Source organism: Neobacillus sp. S1227 (assembly GCF_055385255.1).
Genome location: NZ_AP038276.1, coordinates 4578126 through 4596927, shown reverse-complemented (window position 1 = coordinate 4596927; position 18802 = coordinate 4578126). Strand labels below are relative to the sequence as shown.

Sequence of the window (18802 nt, the reverse complement as noted above, 5' to 3'; positions counted from 1 at the left end):
GCCCTCAGCTGTAAAGTTCCCTCAAAATCATCTAATAAAAGGTAAAGCACTGGCTGTCATGATGAATTTTTGCAGCAGAGTGCTTTTTTTGTTTTTCTTTTACAAAAAAATTGAAATTACTAGTCAAAAATTGTCGTATACATGGTATCATTAAGGCATCGAATTTAATCATTAACGGATTATTAAATAGATGAGAATGTCAGCTGTTCGGAATAGGAGGCTTGCAAGTGAAATATATAATAGGGTTATTCATCCTTATTCTTGCGATATTTGTATTAGGATATCTAATAAAGAAAAAGCATTTTAAAGAAATGGACCATCTCGAGGCCTGGAAAATTGATTTGTTTAATAGACCAATTCCTGATGAAATGGCAAAAGTAAAACAGCTTAATATGACCGGACAAACAGAAGAGCTTTTTGAGCGCTGGCGGAATGAATGGGACGATATTGTGACTGTCAAACTGCCGGATTTGGAAGAAATGCTGTTTGATGCAGAAGAATACATAGACCGCTATAGATTCAAAAAAGCAAAAGAGGCTCAAAGCAAAATCACGGAAAAATTACAAGAAACTGAAAATCAAGTAAACAAAATTATCGAAGAGCTTCATGAACTGGTTGGAAGCGAGGAAAAGAACCGGGTAGAAATTGAGGAATTGAAGGAGCTGTATCGAGAGACAAAGAAAACCTTGCTCGCACATCGCCATAGCTTTGGCAATACCGAGAAACATCTGGAAGCGGCACTAACTGAGATCATGGGGAAATTTCATGAATTCGATGAAAAGACAGACCAAGGAAATTACTTGGAGGCACGTGAAGTCGTATTATTCATTCACGATAAACTAACTGGTATAAAGAATAATATGGATTTAATTCCACAACTGTTAATTGAATGCCAGTCGCTGATTCCAAGCCAGTTGGCCGAGGTGAGGTCTGGTTTACGGGAAATGACGGAACAGGGGTATTATTTAGAACATGTCCATGTGGAAACAGAAATGGAGCGTCTTGAGGAAAAAGTCAGAGAAAATTTAGCTTTAATTGAAAAAGGTGACGTTGACCAGGCTCAGGATGGAAATATAGAAATAAAACAGCGGGTCGATATTCTTTTGGACCTTTTAGAAAAAGAGGTACATGCGAAGCATTTTGTGAAGAAAAATGAACAGGCTGCAGGCAGTCTTCTTGCTGATGCAGAAGAGGTTAATAAATATCTTGCATCGGAAGTCCTTCATGTACAGGCTACCTACCAATTGGCTAATCAGGATTTGGAAACATTGAACAATTTGGAAAGAGAGCTTGCGGCTGTGTATAAACGCTTTGAAATAGTAACAGAGAAAATAAAGCAAAACCAAACAGCTCAGTCCATCATTAGTGAGGAATTAAATGAAATAAAGGAACACTTAGAACTCATCCATGAGGAGCAGCAAACCTTTGCCCTTAAACTTCAAGCCCTTAGGAAGGACGAACTGGAAGCTAGAGACAAAGTCAAAGAATTGGCGAAAAAGGTTGGAGAAACCTTCCGCCTTGTTCAAAAACATAATGTTCCTGGACTGCCTGAAGAATATCGATTCTTATTTGAGGATACTAACGAGAGTATCCAAAATGTCAGATACCAGCTCGAGGAAAAGCCTCTTAATATAGCGGCACTAAATCAGTATTTAGAGATTGCTGTACTATCGGTTGATAAATTGGTAAATACCACTTTGGAATTGATTGAAAATGTTACGCTTGCTGAGAAGGCAATCCAATACGGGAACCGATATCGGAGTCAGTATCCTTCTGTTGCAAATGGATTAAGAAATGCAGAAGAGGCGTTTCGACGATATAATTATCAAGAAGCATTGGAGCAGGCTGCTGCTACGATAGAGGGGATCGACCCGGACGCATTGAAAAAAATAAAGACACCTGTAGCTGTTGATTAGGAAAAACCGATTGTCATATCGGTTTTTTTCTTTGGTAATAAGAAAGCATAAACTTTCTGTCGAAAGATTTATACTATCTTAACGCGTAAATACAACTACGCCTCAAGAACCGTCCTATCGGACTCGCCAATCGGCTAGTTTCTCATTTACTTTTTCAAGATAATAATTTGTGGTAAGATTTATTTCGGCAAAGTGGTGTTAAAGGAAGGTTGTAAACCATGATTTATTTTGATAATAGTGCAACGACAAAACCCTATAAGGAAGTATTAAACTCATTTCTAACTGTTTCCAGTGAATATTTTGGAAATCCCTCTTCATTGCACAGTTTTGGGGGACAAGCAGAAAAGCTTCTATCTCAGGCAAGAGAACAAACAGCCAAGCTCATTGGGATTAAACCGAATGAGTTGTATTTTACCTCGGGTGGTACTGAGAGCAATAATCTTGCCATTAAAGGAGCAGCTTTAGGTAACAGAAACAGGGGGCGCCACCTGATTACATCAAGTGTGGAACATCCATCCGTTCTAACGGCAATGGAGCAGCTAGAGCAGGAAGGTTTTGAAATAACCCGCCTCCCTGTTGATAAGGATGGGCGTGTTTCTGTTGATGTTGTAAAAAGCTCAATCAGAAAAGATACCATATTGGTTTCTATCATGCAGGTTAATAATGAGGTTGGCACAATTCAACCCATTGAGGAAATGGGCGGCTTGTTAAAAAGTCATCCATCCGTATTATTCCACGTTGATGCGGTTCAGGGAATTGGCAAGGTTCCTTTAGACATATACAAAAGCAGGATAGATTTATTATCCATATCGGCTCATAAGATCCATGGATTAAAGGGGACAGGTGCCCTTTTTATTCGTGAAGGGGTCAGGATAGCACCGCTTTTTTCCGGAGGAAATCAGGAACGGAAAATCCGCAGTGGCACGGAAAATGTCGCCGGTGCTGTTGCAATGGCAAAAGCACTCAGGATGACACTGGATAAAAGTGCTGAGGCAATAAAGAGCATGGCTAAGCTTCAAAACCTGTTAAGAAATAAGTTAAATAAAATTGAAGAGATCCAAATCAATACTCCAATTGAAAACTCAGCACCGCATATTTTAAATTTTTCTTTAAAAGGGATCAAATCAGAGGTATTCATTCATGCACTTGAGCAGAAAAACATTTTTCTATCAACCACGAGTGCGTGCTCATCAAAAAAGAAGGCCCCTAGCAATACATTGCTTCAAATGGGAGTGCCTGAAGACCTTGCTGAAAGTGCAATAAGAATCAGCCTTTGCTTTGACAATACAGAAGAAGAAGCAAGGAAGGCAATCTTAGTGATTGAGGAAACAGTAAAACATTTAGGAAGGGTAATGAATAAATGAATTATGACCGTATATTAATCCGCTACGGGGAAATATCTACTAAGGGAAGAAATCGCAATAAATTTGTTGATAAGCTTAGAAAAAGTGTGAGAATTGCCCTGGCCCCGTTTCCAAATATCAAAATTGAAGCCAGCCGTGATCGGATGTATGTCCTATTAAATGGAGAAAACGGGATAGAAATCATGAAAAAATTAAAGAATATATTTGGGATTCAGTCCTTCAGTCCGGCCATAAAGGTTGAGAGGGAAATAGAAACCATTAAAGAAGCGTCTTTAACATTAGTAAAGTCGCTCTATAAAGAAGGGCAAACCTTTAAGGTAACTGCCAAAAGATCAGATAAAACCTTTGATCTGAATACGGATGAAATCAATAATGCGATAGGCGGCCATTTATTAATAAACGTTCCCGGGATCAAGGTAGATGTTCGAAATCCGGATATTAATTTACGAGTTGAGGTACGTAAAGAGGCCGTTTATTTGTCCTGCGAAACAATAAAGGGAGCGGGCGGACTTCCTTCAGAATCAAGCGGTAAAGCCATGTTGATGCTTTCCGGAGGAATTGACAGCCCGGTAGCGGGATATATGGCAATGAAGCGGGGCTTGGAAATTGAAGCAGTTCATTTTTTCAGTCCGCCGTTTACTAGTGAACGTGCAAAAGAAAAAGTTATTGACCTTTCAAAAAAAATGGCCGAGATGGCAGGCGGCTCATTAAAGCTTCATATTGTGCCATTTACCGATGTTCAACAGGCTATCCGCGAACAGGTCCCTGAAAATTATACGATGACTTCGACAAGAAGAATGATGCTCCGCATAACGGATGAAATCCGCAAAAAACAAGAGGGGTTGGCCATTATTACCGGCGAAAGCCTTGGCCAGGTTGCCAGCCAAACACTTGAGAGCATGTATGCGATTAATGAAGTGACCAATACACCGATTTTACGTCCCTTGATTTCGATGGACAAAACGGATATCATTAAAATCGCGAGTGAAATTGATACACTTGAAATTTCAAATCGGCCGTATGAAGATTGCTGCACTATTTTTGTGCCTGCATCACCGAAAACAAAGCCAAAAAGAGAAAAGGTAAATCAATACGAAAGTTATTTCGATTTTGAACCATTAATCCAAGAGGCTGTACAGGAAGTTGAAACGCTTGTAATAAAACCTGACCGTGAATCTCATTCGGAATTCAGTGAATTATTTTAAACGTATTTAAGAATATTTTGTGAACATTTACCAATTCTAAATTTGCATGAAGCTATAGTGTTCTACACATTCTATACTCACAAGGAGGTGAGTATAGATGGCTAACAACAATAACAACAACCAATTGCTAGTTGAAGGTGCTCAACAAGCCCTTGATCAAATGAAGTTTGAAATTGCTCAAGAGTTTGGCGTAAACCTTGGTGCAGACACTACTTCACGCGCTAACGGATCTGTTGGTGGTGAAATCACTAAACGTCTAGTAGCAATGGCTGAATCACAATTAGGCGGCGGATTTTCTCGTTAATTAAAAAAGAATATGATGGCTACAGAGAGCGGGATTTTTTCTCGCTCTCTCTTTTTATTTTTCAGAAAAGGGCGTATAATTGGGACTAGGTAATAACATCAAATATAATACATTGTTACCAAGTGGAGGGGATATTAATGAAGCGAGAAGATTTAATTGCACCGGAGAAATACAATCTTGTAGCAGAGGTTGAGCGGTTTGCGAAGGACCCACACAAATTAGCCCTTAAATGGGAAAATGAATCAGGTGAAACTAAAGAGATTACATATGAAAATTTAATGAAGCAAGTAAATCAAGCCTGCAATGTCTTTGCCCAGAATGGGCTACAAAAAGGTGATGTAGTTCTTGTCATAGTCCCGCGGCTGATTGAGGCATACGTTGTCTATCTCGCAGCGTTAAAAGCAGGTATGGTTGTGATTCCAAGCTCGGAAATGCTAAGGGAGAAGGACCTTCAGTACCGTATTACCCACGGAGATGTAAAATCAATTATTAGCTATTATCCATATGTCGATCAATTTAAAGACATTTCGGAAGTACACAAACTAGTCAAGTTTACAATCGGGGCAGACGTGGGCGGCTGGAAACGATTGGATGCTGAAATGAAAGAAGCATCAGATGTATTCCCACTTGCGGAAACCAACCGTGATGATATGGCTTTCTTATCCTATACCTCTGGTACAACAGGCAACCCTAAAGGGGTTGTTCACACGCATGGATGGGCTTTTGCACACTTACGGACAGCAGCAGCCAAGTGGCTTTGCATCGAAGAGAGGGATACGGTTTGGGCGACTGCCGGCCCAGGGTGGCAAAAGTGGATTTGGAGCCCGTTCCTGTCGGTATTAGGGTCTGGGGCAACAGGATTCGTTTACAATGGCAAATTTGAGCCGAAAAAATATTTAAGCCTGCTTCAGAAATATGACGTCAATGTCCTATGCTGTACACCAACGGAATATCGTTTAATGGCGAAGGTCGATAATTTAGCTGACTATCAGCTGCCGAATCTTCATAGTGCAGTATCAGCTGGCGAACCACTAAATCGTGAGGTTATTGATACATTCCGTAAATATTTCCATTTGGATGTTCGGGATGGCTATGGTCAAACAGAAAATACATTGCTTGTTGGAGTTACAAAAGGTATGGAGTTGAAACCAGGTTCCATGGGCAAACCCACGCCTGGCAATCGTGTTGAAATCATTAATGAAGAAGGCCAAGTTTGCGGCATAGGTGAAGTAGGCGATATTGCGGTACACGTCGAAACTCCTGCCCTGTTTAAAAACTACTATAAGGATCCGGAGAGAACAGCCATGCAATTCCGCGGTGATTATTATGTTACCGGAGATAAAGCGAAAATGGATGAAGACGGCTATTTCTGGTTCGAAGGACGAGGCGATGATATCATTATCAGCTCCGGCTATACAATTGGACCATTCGAAGTCGAGGATGCCCTTGTTAAGCATCCGTTTGTTAAAGAATGTGCGGTTGTCGCAAGTCCAGATGAAGTCCGTGGAAATATCGTTAAAGCTTTTGTCGTTCTTACAGAGAATGTGAACCAAGCTGATCCTGAATTGACAAAGACCCTTCAGGAGCATGTCAAAACGCTGACAGCCCCATATAAGTATCCAAGAAAAATAGAGTATATCCCAGAACTTCCAAAAACCACTTCCGGAAAAATTCGAAGAGTCGAGCTTCGTCAAAAGGAATTGGAATCAGCCAAAAATCTATAAATGTTTCCATTAAGGCACACGGTCTAACCGCGTGCCTTTTATAATAGAATGAAAAATTTGTCAGGCAGAAAAATCCCCAATCCATACTGTTTCAAGTTATAATAAGGAGTATTTCGAGAATAGAAAGAATTGGGGATGCGGAATTAATGAATAAGAATGAAACGCAGCAGGGGGTTATCTATGCCGCTGTTTCCTATTTGCTTTGGGGATTGCTGCCAATATATTGGAAACTTTTAGGAGACGTGCAAGCGGATGAAATATTAGCCAGCCGTGTTGTTTGGTCGTTTATTTTAATGCTTGTTATTCTTATTTTTACTAGGAAAATGCGGCTGTTTACTGCAACATTAAGGGGCTTTGCTAAAAGGAAGAAGCAAATGTATGCTTTAATTGCTGCTTCCTTGTTAATAAGCGTAAATTGGTTTACTTACATTTGGGCGGTCAATAATGGCCATATTATTGAAACAAGCCTAGGCTATTATATAAATCCACTAGTCAGTATTTTATTGGGAATGATTGTCCTGAAGGAAAAGCTATCATTTTATCAATATATATCCTTTGGACTGGCAGCCATTGGCGTATTAATCATCAGCATTTCCCATGGCACATTCCCGTGGGTAGCCATTGTTTTGGCGCTGACGTTTGGATTATACGGGCTTGTAAAAAAGCTTGTTAACGTTGAATCATCCGTTGGATTGACTTTAGAGACACTAGTGGTTACGCCGCTTGCAGTTATTTATATAGGATATTTGTTTATCAACGGGTCCATGGCGTTCATGCATAAAGGAATTGGCACGGATTTGCTCTTAATCGGGGCAGGTGTCGCAACAGCAGTACCTCTTTTATATTTTGCTAAGGGAGCACAAAAAATTCCATTATCATTACTTGGTTTTTTACAATATATCTCTCCGACTTTAACTTTACTACTAGGGATATTTGTCTATAATGAACATTTTTCAAAAGTGCAGCTGCTCTCCTTCATCTTCATCTGGTCAGCACTAACCATTTACTCTCTATCAAAAACGAAAATTCTGCCGGAAAAAGCGTTTAAATTAAGAAAAGAAAAAACCACAGTATAAGAAATGCGGCTGACTTCGTCTGCCGCATTTCTTTATAAAAACGTTCTTTTAACTTTTTCAAAAAAAGAATTATCTTTTAATTTCAGCGTTTTTAATTTTTTGTCGCTTAATTCTATTTTGATTTTATCGACATGGCGGATGCTAAGTGCTTCATTATCCATCCCCATTGTCGGGTGATCATTTTCCTCTGAAACAACTTTAAGTGTAAGCGCCCTTTCTCCACTCAAAATAAACGATACGCCAAGTGTACGGTAATTGTTGTTGTTAATTGAAGCAACCTCGCTTACCTGCATACAGGAGAGAAGCGGATCAACGACCGCTCCCCGCACTGATTTATTATAGGCAGTGCTTCCGGTTGGTGTCGCAACAATCAGTCCATCCCCGCGGAAGGTTTCGAAATGCACATCATCCACAAAAACATCAATGACGAGGGTTTTAATAATAGACGAGCGGATGCTGAATTCGTTAAGACACGTAAAAGTTCCTTTCCCATCTACAGAAACTTCGATAAGCGGGTAGCGTCGGACCTCCAACTGTTCTTTCAGCATGGCATTAATCATATTTGAGGTTTCGCCAATACGAAAATCACAATACATATTTAAATTGTTTTTGGTGGATATCCCCATATATAGGCAATCTTCACGAAAACCGGTTTTTCTTACGGCCTGAAGAAAAGCTCCGTCATCCCCGATACTGGCAATGATATTTGCTTTACGATAATCATCTACAATCGTAAAGCCATAGCGCTCAGTGGCTTCAAAAAGAGGGGCCGCTTTAATGAGGGTATCATTATCGTGTTTATAATCATAATAAATCATTTGCCTTTCTGGCATATATTAACCCCCCTGGAAATAATTCGAATATATAGCCCTGTTAAAATCCAAATTTTGATAAAATAATAGTAATCTCAAAATAGTTTAGCATTTTTTTGAAACAATATGAGAACAGCTAGGGAAATTTAACAAAATCGTTAAAAAGGGGGATACATATGAGTGGTAAACGCTGGGCTGCACTAGGAATTGCTGCGGCATTATTTATTTTTTCAATTCTAATTAACTTTTTGTCAGCATTTGCATTTAAAGGTATCAAAACAGATTTTAGTGAATTGATGGCAGCAGGGGAAGAACCCTTTACTGAGGAAGTGGTTGATGATGGAAGCGAATTAAAGAAAATAGTCATCCTCGATGTGGATGGGGTCATTCAGGATACTGGAGAAACGGGCTCGCTCTTGCAAAGCTCAGGCTATAATCATCAGGGCTTTATGAAAAAACTGAACAATATTAAAGAGGATGATTCCGTGAAGGGGGTCATTATCAGGGTCAACTCCCCAGGTGGCGGCGTCGTTGAAAGTGCAGAAATTCACGATAAGCTGAAGGAAATTCAGAAAGAAACGAAAAAGCCAGTTTATATTTCAATGGGCTCAATGGCGGCTTCAGGGGGCTATTATATTTCAACGGCTGCTAAGAAAATCTATGCCAGCCCTGAGACTTTGACAGGGAGCCTCGGGGTAATCATGGAAGGAATCAATTATAAGGGGTTAGCAGATAAATACGGCGTTGATTTTGTCACGATAAAGAGCGGGAAGTATAAGGATATTATGAGTCCGACAAGAGAAATGACTGAGGAAGAGCGGCAAATCCTACAAAAGATGATTGATAACTCTTATGACGGATTTGTTAAAGTCATTTCAGAGGGCAGGGGGATGACGATTGACCAGGTTAAACAGATTGCTGATGGCCGTGTTTACGATGGACATCAGGCAAAGGAATTGAACTTAATTGATGGGTTTGGATACCTAGATGATGTTATTTCGGAAATGAAGAAGAATGAAAAGCTAAAAGGTGCAAAAGTAGTCCGCTATACGGATGACCTTGGCTTTGCCTCCATGTTTCAATTTCAAGCACAAAAATGGCTCGGCGACAGTGCGGAAATGGCCGGTTTGATGAAAATCCTTTCCAAACCAAATTCGCCGCGTCTCATGTATCTATATGCAGAATAGGGGGAAAGCAAATGGACATGAATGAAGTAAGGCCTGTTCGTTATGCCGGTTTTTGGATGCGCTTTTGGGCATTTCTGCTTGACTTGATAGTTGTAGGCAGTTTAGAGCGAATATTAATCAATCCTCTTTTCCGTTTATTGAATATATCATTATCTGAATTTAATATGTTTTCACCAGTTTCTATCTCATCAGCAGTGGTCTTTTACTTATATTTTGTATTGATGACCAAGTTTTTTAACCAAACGCTTGGAAAAATGGTATTTGGACTGAAAGTCATAAACCTTGATCAGGATAGGCTTACATGGGGGACAGTTTTGTATAGGGAATGGATTGGCCGCTTTATTTCTGCCACGATCGTTATCGGCTATATTATTGTCGCCTTTTTACCTAAAAAACAAGGTTTGCACGACCTTTTTACTGATACGACCGTTATTCATACTGAATCATAATTCAGCCTGCCGATTCAATTCGGCAGGTTTATTTTTTTTCCTATGGGAGATAATATCAGGTTGAAAGGTTGTGAAATCGTTGATCTGGCTGTTGGCATCCCTGATAATTCTTTTGCTCTTATTTATTCTCATCCTTTTCACTAAACTGACAATTCAGCTGACTTATTTCCATCACAATGATAACGATGATTTAAAGCTAGAGTTTAGGATCTGGTTTGGACTTATTAAGTATAAGAAAAGCATCCCATTAATCATGGTAGATGAAGATTCCCCGAGCATAGTTGTTAAAAGCAGCACCGAAACAGCAAAGTCCGAAAGTTCGGAACCGAAAGTGACTCAAATTACAGATAAAGACGTGAAGTCCTACTGGAAACGTACCCAGGAGCTTTTAACAAAAGTAAAGGGACTTCAAATTATCATCAGGAGATTTTTACAAAAAATAAGTATTAAAGAATTTGAATGGCAGACTATGATTGGTATAGGTGATGCAGCACATACAGCTATTTTAACGGGAGCCCTTTGGACAATGAAAGGGGCAGTTATCGGGGTTCTCAGTCAATATCTACAACTAAAAACAACACCAAAATTAAGCATAACTCCCCAGTTTCAAGGAAGCGTAGTCCAAACTTATTTTCAATGTATTTTTCAGTTTCGAATCGGGTATGCTATTTTGGCAGGATTAAAACTGATTAAATTTTGGAAGGGGGGAAAACCGCCTTTCAAAAACAAATCTAATTTTTCAAATGATAGAACCAAATCAATTTGAAAGAGGAGGAGACTGCTATGTCTGATCATCCAATTCAAGGTTTAATGACGACAGCGATGGAAAGCTTAAAGGAAATGATTGATGTGAACACCATCATCGGAGATCCAGTGGAAACTCCAGATGGAAGTGTCATCCTAACTGTTTCCAGGGTAGGTTTTGGATTTGCAGCGGGAGGCAGCGAGTTCAAAATGGATACATCACAAGGACAAGGTGGTCAAGGGGGCCAAAGTCAGGGCGGGCCAAAGCTTCCATTTGGCGGCGGTAGTGGTGCAGGTGTATCGATTACTCCAATTGCCTTTCTAATTGTCAATTCACAAGGGGTTAAAATGCTTCATTTAGATGAAAGCACACACTTATATGAGAAAATTCTTGAGCTTGCCCCGCAGGCGGTGGACAAGATTCAGCAGATGTTCGCAAAAAAAGATGAGGCAAAACAGCAGAGCAGCCCGCAATATCAAAACAACCAGGCAAAACATGATTTTGATATATAAGTTGAAAGGTTAATCTTCCAAACCGCTTTAGGGAGGTTAACTTTTTTCATGATGGAGGCTCTAAAATGTGGTCTTTCTAAAAGTCTTAATAATTGCAAAAATTGTATTGAAAGGATATATTTACTCTGTACATATACCAAGTGAGCAGGTTCAAATGCCTGATTTACTTGAACTGACAAAGGAGGATGTAAAGATGGCAAATGTTACATTTAAGGGAAATCCGGTTAATCTATTAGGCAATGAGGTAAAAGTAGGAGACAAAGCTCCTAATTTCACAGTACTTGCCAATGACTTATCAGAAGTTACTTTAGACAGCACCAAGGGGCAGGTTCGTTTAATCACTTCCGTTCCATCATTGGATACTGGTGTTTGTGATGCAGAAACACGTCGGTTTAATGAAGAAGCAAATAGCTTAGGTAATGTTAAAATCTTAACGGTAAGTGTGGATCTTCCATTTGCTCAAAAACGCTGGTGTGCAGCAGCTGGCATCGAAAATGTCCAAACTCTATCTGACCACCGCGACCTTTCTTTTGGAAAAGCTTACGGAGTAGCAATCGAAGGTTTAAGATTATTAGCTCGTGCTGTATTTGTGGTAGATTCAAGCGATACTGTAACATATGTTGAGTATGTAAGCGAAGCTACCAATCATCCAAATTACGAAGCAGCTCTAGAAGCAGCAAAAAGCGCGAAGTAATAAGAAAAGCGGAAGCGGCTTCGGAACAAGCACAACTTGCTCCTGCGAGGATTATTCGAAGGAGCAACCCTTAGTGCACAGGGGCGACAGGCATAAGACGAGCTTTCTTGACGGATTGGCTGTGACCTGCGATCCCCTAGGCGCTGGAGCTGGACAATAATTAAATGAAGGCCTCCGCCGCGGCGGGGCCTTTTTATACTGAGGTGTAATATGAATATTTCTTCAACTGAAAAATTGTTTACAATGTTTAATGAAACAGCTTTAGTATTACAGGAAGAATTAGATTGTTCTTTTTTGGAAGCTTTAGCGGAGACCGGCGAGAATCTGTTTCAAGCGTCTATCCTTCAGGAAGAACTAAGTGAATTAACGCTAAAGAGGCTGAAAAAGCAATATGAAGAGATAGATTTGGAGAAATACTCAAATGAGGATATTCGTAAGGCATTTCAGCTGGTTATTCTAAAAGGCATGAAAGAAAATGTTCAGCCCAACCATCAAATGACTCCTGATTCCGTAGGGATGCTCATTGCGTATTTGGTTGAGCGTTTTATTAAGAAACCATCCTTCCGTTTGCTTGACCCTGCAGTTGGTACTGGGAATTTATTAATGACGATACTAAACCATGTTCATAAAGAAATTGCGGCTGTTGGGGTAGAGATTGATGATCTTTTAATAAAGCTTGCCTATGTTAATTCAAATTTACAAGAATATCCGGTCCAGTTCTTTAATCAGGACAGCCTTGAACCATTATTTATTGAATCAGTGGATGCAGTAGTGGCGGATTTGCCGATTGGTTATTATCCAAATGATATTCGAGCGGCAGATTACCAACTAAAAGCGAAAGAGGGTCATTCCTATTCGCATCATTTGTTTATTGAGCAAAGCGTCGGCCATACGAAACCGGGGGGCTATTTATTCTTCCTCATCCCTAATGGGCTTTTTGAGAGCCCGCAAGCTGGACAACTCCATGAATTTTTAAAGGAAGAGGTAATCATTCAAGGGCTAATGCATCTGCCAAACAGCATGTTCCGTGATAAAAATACGGCAAAAAGTATCTTGATTGTGCAGAAAAAGGGTGAGGATGTAAAGCCGCCAAAACAGGCGTTGCTTGTCAACCTACCAAGTCTATCCAATCGTCAGGGAATGGATAAAATATTAACGAATATCGAAAAATGGTTCCAGGAAAACAAAAGGTGATGTTAAAAGTCACCTCAGATTGTCGAGAAAGGGTACTTTTCTCGGCAATTTTTTATTTTGTCCCAACCTAAATGACCAAACTTTTATTGTTTTCCATGCTAACTGGCCTGTTGATTTCCGCGGGGAGGTCCTTAAGCCTCCTCGGCGCTTTTGGCGCCTGCGGGGTCTTTTAGTGACCTCTATTTCCCGCAGGAGTCGAGTGCCCTCCGCTACAATCAACAGACTTGTTAAAAGCCTTATATATATTAATAATGTTTTATGAAAAATGGGAATTTAATTATTATTTGCTGAAAACGCTGCCACTTGAAATTGACCTTGAAATGTCTGTTCTTCAGTGTTTAAATGTGAAATTGAGGGAGATAAACAAGAACGGTTTGCACAAAATAAAAGTGGTATATGTCTATAGATGGGTTTACAAAAGGAGCGTTTTGCAAATGGCAAAAATAATCGCAATTAATGCAGGTAGTTCCTCTTTAAAATTTCAATTATTTAAAATGCCGGAAGAGGAAGTCATTATAAAAGGGTTAATTGAGCGAATCGGATTGAATGATTCCATTTTCAATATCACCGCTAATGGTGAAAAAATTCAAGAGACTCTCGATATTCCTAACCATGAAGTCGCAGTTAAAATGCTGTTAGATAAATTGACATCACTTGGTATTATCCAATCCTTAAACGAAATTGAGGGAATTGGCCACCGCGTCGTCCATGGCGGAGAAGAATTTAACGATTCTGTTATCATTACGGACGAGGTATTAAATAAAATAGAAGTATTATCGGAGCTTGCCCCATTACATAATCCGGCGAATGTGACCGGAATTAAGGCATTCAAACAGGCGCTTCCGAATGTTCCTTCAGTAGCGGTGTTTGATACGGCATTTCACCAGACAATGCCTGCGAGCTCCTACCTTTATAGTCTGCCATATGAATACTACAAAAAATATGGCATCCGTAAGTACGGGTTCCACGGAACCAGCCATAAATATGTTTCACACAGGGCTGCTGAATTATTAGGCCGCCCGATTGAACAGCTGCGGTTAATTTCCTGCCACTTGGGGAACGGGGCAAGTATTACGGCCATTCAAGGAGGTAAGTCTATTGATACTTCCATGGGCTTTACCCCGCTCGCTGGGGTTACGATGGGGACCCGCTCAGGAAATATTGACCCTGCCCTTATTCCATATATTATGGAGAAAACAGGAAAAACAGCTGAGGAAGTCTTGGATGTGCTAAATAAAAAAAGCGGCATGCTGGCTGTGTCCGGTTTTTCAAGTGACCTTCGCGATATAGAAATCGAAGCAAAGCAAGGAAATGAGCGGGCAAAGCTTGCTTTGAACGTGTTTTCAAATCGAATTCATAAATACCTAGGTTCCTATGCGGCACGTATGTACGGTGTAGATGCGATAATTTTTACAGCGGGTATCGGAGAAAACAGCGATGTGATTCGTGAAAATGTTTTAAAAGGTTTGGAGTTTATGGGAGTTTACTGGGACCCTGCCCTTAACAAAGTAAGAGGCAAAGAAGCGTTTATTAATTACCCGCATTCACCGGTTAAAGTGTTAGTCATCCCAACCAACGAAGAAGTTATGATTGCTCGGGATGTTCAGCGCTTAGCAGCAATTTAATAGTTGATAAAAAGGCAAAGGCTAAAATAATACGGCTTTTGCCTTTTTATGATTGAATTTTTATATGATATACTGAAAAAAAAGGTTTTCAAAGGGTGGGATGGAAGCATGCCATTAACAGACCAGGAAAGAAAAAAGTTAGCCGAAATCCGGCAATGGGAAAGAAACTTATTAAGCTATGAAGCAAACGACTTTCAACTAACCTATGAAAAATATTTGGAACGGACCTTCTCCATGTTGCCAGAGAATCTTCAAAGGCAGTTTTTTTCAGGTCTAGACAGCTGGCTGTTTCATTTGCACGGCATGATCCAAGGTTCTCAGCTTCAAATGGATGCAAAGGATAGAATCATTACCACCGCGAGGATTTTTAACAAGGATGCGGAAAAAATAGAAGACCTAAGGCAATTGGATTTTGATCAATTGCAATACATAGCTGAACAGCAAATTGCAAAGCATCGTCTTTATTCCTTTATCCAGGGTGGTTTGGCAGGAACTGGCGGGAAACTTTTGCTTGGGACGGATATTCCAGCCATTATAGTAATTAATTTAAGAGTCGTTCAATTAATTGCCATGTCCTATGGTTTTGAAGTCAACACTCCCTATGAATTGATGACTTCGTTAAAGGTATTTCATACAGCAACGCTGCCGCCAAGAATGAAAAAAGATGGCTGGTCCTCTTTAATAAGCGAATTGGAGCAGAACGATAATCCTTATTTTTATGAAGGATCAGAAGAGATGACAGATATCACATGGCTTGAGCAGCCACTTCAGCAGCTGTTTAAAGCGGTGATTATTACATTATTCAGAAAAAAACTTGTTCAAGGGGTTCCGCTGATCAGTATGGCAATTGGAGCGGGCACCAATTATCAACTGACAAGAAAGGTGACGGAATTGGCTCAGAAATATTATCAGCTTCGTTATTTAAAAGATAAAGAGGAGTTTTTCGAATGAGTATTCAAGAACATAGAAAATCTGCCCAGGTTCAAGTGAATTTCAAAGTGATTACAGTCAGTGATTCACGGGACAAAGAGACGGATAAAAGCGGCAGATTAATGATTGATTTGCTAGAAGAAGCAGGGCACAAGGTTGTTGACTACTGTATTGTGAAGGATGAGGTTCTGCCCATTCAGGAGGAAATACTAAAAGGCTGTGAGCGTAGTGATATTGATGTGATTCTGACAAATGGCGGAACAGGTATTGCCAAACGGGATGTAACAATTGAAACCGTTCAAAGTCTGTTGGAAAAGGAAATGACCGGATTCGGTGAAATCTTTCGCATCCTGAGCTATCAAGAGGATATTGGTTCTGCTGCCATACTTTCAAGGGCAGTTGCAGGCGTTATTAAAAATAAAGCTGTTTTCTCAACACCAGGCTCCTCCGGCGCTGTAAAACTCGCTATGAATAAACTGATCCTGCCCGAAATCGGCCATGTCGTAAAAGAAATTAAAAAAGATTTATAGAAATGATAAGGGGCCATTATCCAGCACTGCTTTAATACTACGAAGCAGTATGGTTACGGCCCTTACTGTTTATTGATGAACTTTTCCTGAAACTCTTTGGTCTGCCCGGTACCAAAGCCATAAATCATTGATGATGGAAGCCAGTTCGGAAATTTCTGTGTTTAATTGACAAGAACGGGGGAAATCATTTTCGTCTGAAAGCTCGGCTTGTTTATGATTAATTACCTGTTCCAGGTCCGCGATTCGGTCAGGAATCGAACCTCGAATCCGTTCCCAATGATAGAGAATAGCTTCTTGATTTGCTTTGCTGTACTGATCCCAATCCGCTCGTAAATCAGGTATATAAATGCCAAGACGTGAGTCGAATGTAAAGTCCTCTTTCATAGAAGCCTCCAAAAATCAATTATAGGTTAATTTTATTTTACTACAAGTCTATGGTGCATTCACGCAAAAAAGTTCAAAATAAAGCACGAAGCCAAAGTAGCTTCGTGCACGTGCAGTAGTCTTTATTCTATATCTTTTGAAGTACGGACGATGAGAACATCACATGGTGCGTAACGGGTTATATGTTCAGAAACGCTCCCAATAAAGAATCTTTCCACCATATTCATTCCAGTTGCACCGCAAATAATTAAATCTACATCATGCTTCTTAGCCAAATCCCTAGGAATTCTTACTTTTGGTGAACCGAAATCAATTTCATACTCAACGTTGGAGAGACCGGCATCCTCTGCCTGTTTTTTGTAGTATTCAAGCATATCCTCGGCTAGTTTTTCTGCTCTTTCCCCAACAACCGTATCATAGGCTTCAATTAAGGCAAATGATCTAGTATCAATGACATGAACTAATAGAAGGCTGGAATTGTTCCTTTTTGCAATTTCAATTCCCTTTTTAAAAGCCCAATCAGCTTCCTTCGACCCGTCTATCGCGACTAAAATATGCTGATATTTAAGTCCCATGATTATCATCTCCTCACCTTGATTATACAATATTTAACAACGAATAACTGTTGCAATTTTTCGAACAATAATGAAGTAACTTACTTATAAAGGGGTGGGGTAAATGACTAAATTTGATCCGAAAAAGCAATATTCATTTGAGTTTGATGAAAATGGTGCGATTGAAGTAAGTGAACAAATTATGAATTCTTATAACAGCGGCTTTATTGGCGAAGGAACAGCATTAGCGACAAATGATGATTTTTCAGCAATTGAGGAATAGGAAAATGGCGGAGGGGCTGTTCAATGAACAGCCTCTTTTCATTAGTACATATGACTATGAAATTCTTCTTGGAAGGACTTTTACCCAAGAATTTATCTTCGCATTCGCATATTCTTTAGTAAATTCTAAAAAATAGGCAAATAGATTTGGAGGTATGAAAAATGCGTATTGGAGTACCTAAAGAAGTGAAAAACAATGAAAATCGTGTGGCTATGACTCCAGCAGGAGTAAGCAATTTGTTGAACCATGGCCATGAGGTTTATATTGAAAAAGGAGCTGGAATGGGGTCAGGATTCACCGATGACGATTACTTGGAGGCTGGGGCTAAATTAACGGACACTGACGACGAAGCTTGGTCAATGGATATGGTTATGAAGGTGAAAGAGCCGATTCCAAGTGAATATAAATATTTTCGGGAAGGTCTGATCCTATTTACATATTTGCATCTGGCACCTGAACCCGAGTTAACAAGGACTTTAATCGAAAACAAAGTGGTTGGTATTGCGTATGAAACAGTCCAGCTGCCAAACGGAAGCCTTCCATTATTGACACCAATGAGTGAGGTTGCAGGAAGAATGGCGGCCCAAGTTGGTGCGCAATTTTTGGAAAAGGTTTATGGAGGCAAGGGAATCCTGCTTTCCGGTGTACCTGGTGTACAAAGAGGAACGGTGACAATTATTGGCGGCGGTGTAGCGGGGACAAATGCAGCCAAAATGGCGATTGGCTTGGGAGCAAAAGTGACAATCATTGATTTGAATCCAGACCGCCTTCGCCAATTAGATGATATATTTGGCTCAGAAGTCACAACGTTAATGTCAAATCCTTATAATATTGCTGAAGCAGTGAAGGAATCGGATTTAGTAATTGGGGCAGTATTAATCCCCGGTGCGAGAGCCCCGAGACTGGTAACGGAAGAAATAATTAAGACAATGAAACCAGGGAGTGTCGTGGTGGACATCGCGATCGATCAAGGCGGGATTTTTGAAACAACCGACAAAATAACTACCCACGATAATCCGACCTATATTAAACATGGTGTTGTCCATTATGCTGTTGCCAATATGCCGGGAGCTGTTCCAAGAACTTCGACCATTGCTTTAACCAATGTAACCGTTCCTTATGCCGTTCAGATTGCCAATAAAGGCTACCGACAGGCCAGTTTAGAAAATGAAGCACTTATAAAAGGAATAAATACACTAGACGGCTATGTAACTTATAAGGCGGTAGCCGAGGCTCAAGGACTGGAATATAGAGAAGCAAAAGGATTGCTTGGTCAGTAAGGAACATGAAAAAAGGGAGGCCGCTATAGCGCGT

General features: G+C 40.1%; 20 protein-coding genes. 17 read left to right on the top strand and 3 right to left on the bottom strand.

Going from position 1 to position 18802, the window contains the following annotated elements:
* Positions 1-227: 227 nt before the first annotated feature.
* The 6 genes from ezrA (at position 228) to rarD (ending at position 7589) form a co-directional block, all read left to right on the top strand.
* The gene (gene ezrA / locus ACZ5AE_RS23075; RefSeq protein WP_464566860.1) at positions 228-1916 is read left to right on the top strand and encodes a septation ring formation regulator EzrA; all 1689 of its coding nucleotides are present in this window, start codon (positions 228-230) and stop codon (positions 1914-1916) included.
* A 218-nt stretch (positions 1917-2134) separates the two neighbouring features.
* Positions 2135-3280 carry a cysteine desulfurase family protein gene (locus tag ACZ5AE_RS23070; protein ID WP_464566859.1) on the top strand — a complete coding sequence of 382 codons (1146 nt, stop codon included), beginning with the start codon at positions 2135-2137 and terminating at the stop codon, positions 3278-3280.
* The gene (gene thiI, locus ACZ5AE_RS23065; protein WP_464566858.1) at positions 3277-4485 is read left to right on the top strand and encodes a tRNA uracil 4-sulfurtransferase ThiI; all 1209 of its coding nucleotides are present in this window, start codon (positions 3277-3279) and stop codon (positions 4483-4485) included. The genes ACZ5AE_RS23070 and thiI overlap by 4 nt, the downstream gene beginning before the upstream one ends.
* Positions 4486-4582: 97 nt before the next feature.
* Complete coding sequence (locus ACZ5AE_RS23060) at positions 4583-4789, top strand: small, acid-soluble spore protein, alpha/beta type (protein ID WP_464566857.1); 207 nt, start codon at positions 4583-4585, stop codon at positions 4787-4789.
* Positions 4790-4926: 137 nt separating this feature from the next.
* On the top strand, positions 4927-6513 hold the full coding sequence (gene mbcS / locus ACZ5AE_RS23055) for an acyl-CoA synthetase MbcS (RefSeq protein ID WP_464566856.1): 1587 nt from the start codon (positions 4927-4929) through the stop codon (positions 6511-6513).
* Between the two features lie 146 nt (positions 6514-6659).
* Positions 6660-7589 carry an EamA family transporter RarD gene (gene rarD, locus ACZ5AE_RS23050; protein WP_464566855.1) on the top strand — a complete coding sequence of 310 codons (930 nt, stop codon included), beginning with the start codon at positions 6660-6662 and terminating at the stop codon, positions 7587-7589.
* A gap of 32 nt (positions 7590-7621) precedes the next feature.
* Here rarD and ACZ5AE_RS23045 read toward each other — a convergent pair whose 3' ends face one another.
* Positions 7622-8422: an NAD kinase gene (locus tag ACZ5AE_RS23045; protein ID WP_464566854.1), complete on the bottom strand. Its 801-nt coding sequence runs from the start codon at positions 8420-8422 to the stop codon at positions 7622-7624.
* A 155-nt stretch (positions 8423-8577) separates the two neighbouring features.
* Here ACZ5AE_RS23045 and sppA point away from each other — a divergent pair, with 155 nt between their 5' ends.
* The 9 genes from sppA (at position 8578) to ACZ5AE_RS23000 (ending at position 16267) form a co-directional block, all read left to right on the top strand.
* The gene (sppA, locus tag ACZ5AE_RS23040; RefSeq protein ID WP_464566853.1) at positions 8578-9588 is read left to right on the top strand and encodes a signal peptide peptidase SppA; all 1011 of its coding nucleotides are present in this window, start codon (positions 8578-8580) and stop codon (positions 9586-9588) included.
* Positions 9589-9599: 11 nt separating this feature from the next.
* The gene (locus ACZ5AE_RS23035) at positions 9600-10037 is read left to right on the top strand and encodes an RDD family protein (RefSeq protein ID WP_464566852.1); all 438 of its coding nucleotides are present in this window, start codon (positions 9600-9602) and stop codon (positions 10035-10037) included.
* A 253-nt stretch (positions 10038-10290) separates the two neighbouring features.
* On the top strand, positions 10291-10803 hold the full coding sequence (locus tag ACZ5AE_RS23030; protein WP_464566851.1) for a DUF2953 domain-containing protein: 513 nt from the start codon (positions 10291-10293) through the stop codon (positions 10801-10803).
* 17 nt (positions 10804-10820) lie between these two features.
* Positions 10821-11294: a GerW family sporulation protein gene (gene ytfJ, locus ACZ5AE_RS23025; RefSeq protein WP_464566850.1), complete on the top strand. Its 474-nt coding sequence runs from the start codon at positions 10821-10823 to the stop codon at positions 11292-11294.
* A 193-nt stretch (positions 11295-11487) separates the two neighbouring features.
* Positions 11488-11988, top strand: a complete 501-nt coding sequence (tpx, locus tag ACZ5AE_RS23020) for a thiol peroxidase (RefSeq protein WP_464573716.1) — start codon at positions 11488-11490, stop codon at positions 11986-11988.
* Positions 11989-12198: 210 nt separating this feature from the next.
* The gene (locus ACZ5AE_RS23015; protein WP_464566849.1) at positions 12199-13182 is read left to right on the top strand and encodes a class I SAM-dependent methyltransferase; all 984 of its coding nucleotides are present in this window, start codon (positions 12199-12201) and stop codon (positions 13180-13182) included.
* A 434-nt stretch (positions 13183-13616) separates the two neighbouring features.
* Complete coding sequence (locus ACZ5AE_RS23010; protein WP_464566848.1) at positions 13617-14807, top strand: acetate kinase; 1191 nt, start codon at positions 13617-13619, stop codon at positions 14805-14807.
* 108 nt (positions 14808-14915) lie between these two features.
* On the top strand, positions 14916-15758 hold the full coding sequence (locus ACZ5AE_RS23005) for an EcsC family protein (protein WP_464566847.1): 843 nt from the start codon (positions 14916-14918) through the stop codon (positions 15756-15758).
* A complete protein-coding gene (locus ACZ5AE_RS23000; protein WP_464566846.1) occupies positions 15755-16267 on the top strand; it encodes a MogA/MoaB family molybdenum cofactor biosynthesis protein in 513 nt (170 codons plus the stop codon). Before ACZ5AE_RS23005 ends, ACZ5AE_RS23000 begins: the two co-directional genes overlap by 4 nt.
* A gap of 69 nt (positions 16268-16336) precedes the next feature.
* Here ACZ5AE_RS23000 and ACZ5AE_RS22995 read toward each other — a convergent pair whose 3' ends face one another.
* Positions 16337-16651, bottom strand: coding sequence for a hypothetical protein (locus ACZ5AE_RS22995; protein WP_464566845.1), 315 nt, complete (start codon positions 16649-16651; stop codon positions 16337-16339).
* Between the two features lie 122 nt (positions 16652-16773).
* On the bottom strand, positions 16774-17226 hold the full coding sequence (locus ACZ5AE_RS22990; protein ID WP_464566844.1) for a universal stress protein: 453 nt from the start codon (positions 17224-17226) through the stop codon (positions 16774-16776).
* A gap of 103 nt (positions 17227-17329) precedes the next feature.
* On the opposite strand from ACZ5AE_RS22990, the gene ACZ5AE_RS22985 reads away from it, so the two are divergent.
* The gene (locus ACZ5AE_RS22985) at positions 17330-17488 is read left to right on the top strand and encodes a hypothetical protein (RefSeq protein WP_464566843.1); all 159 of its coding nucleotides are present in this window, start codon (positions 17330-17332) and stop codon (positions 17486-17488) included.
* A gap of 161 nt (positions 17489-17649) precedes the next feature.
* Entirely contained in the window at positions 17650-18768 is a 1119-nt protein-coding gene (gene ald, locus ACZ5AE_RS22980; protein ID WP_464566842.1) for an alanine dehydrogenase, read from the top strand.
* Positions 18769-18802: the final 34 nt, after the last annotated feature.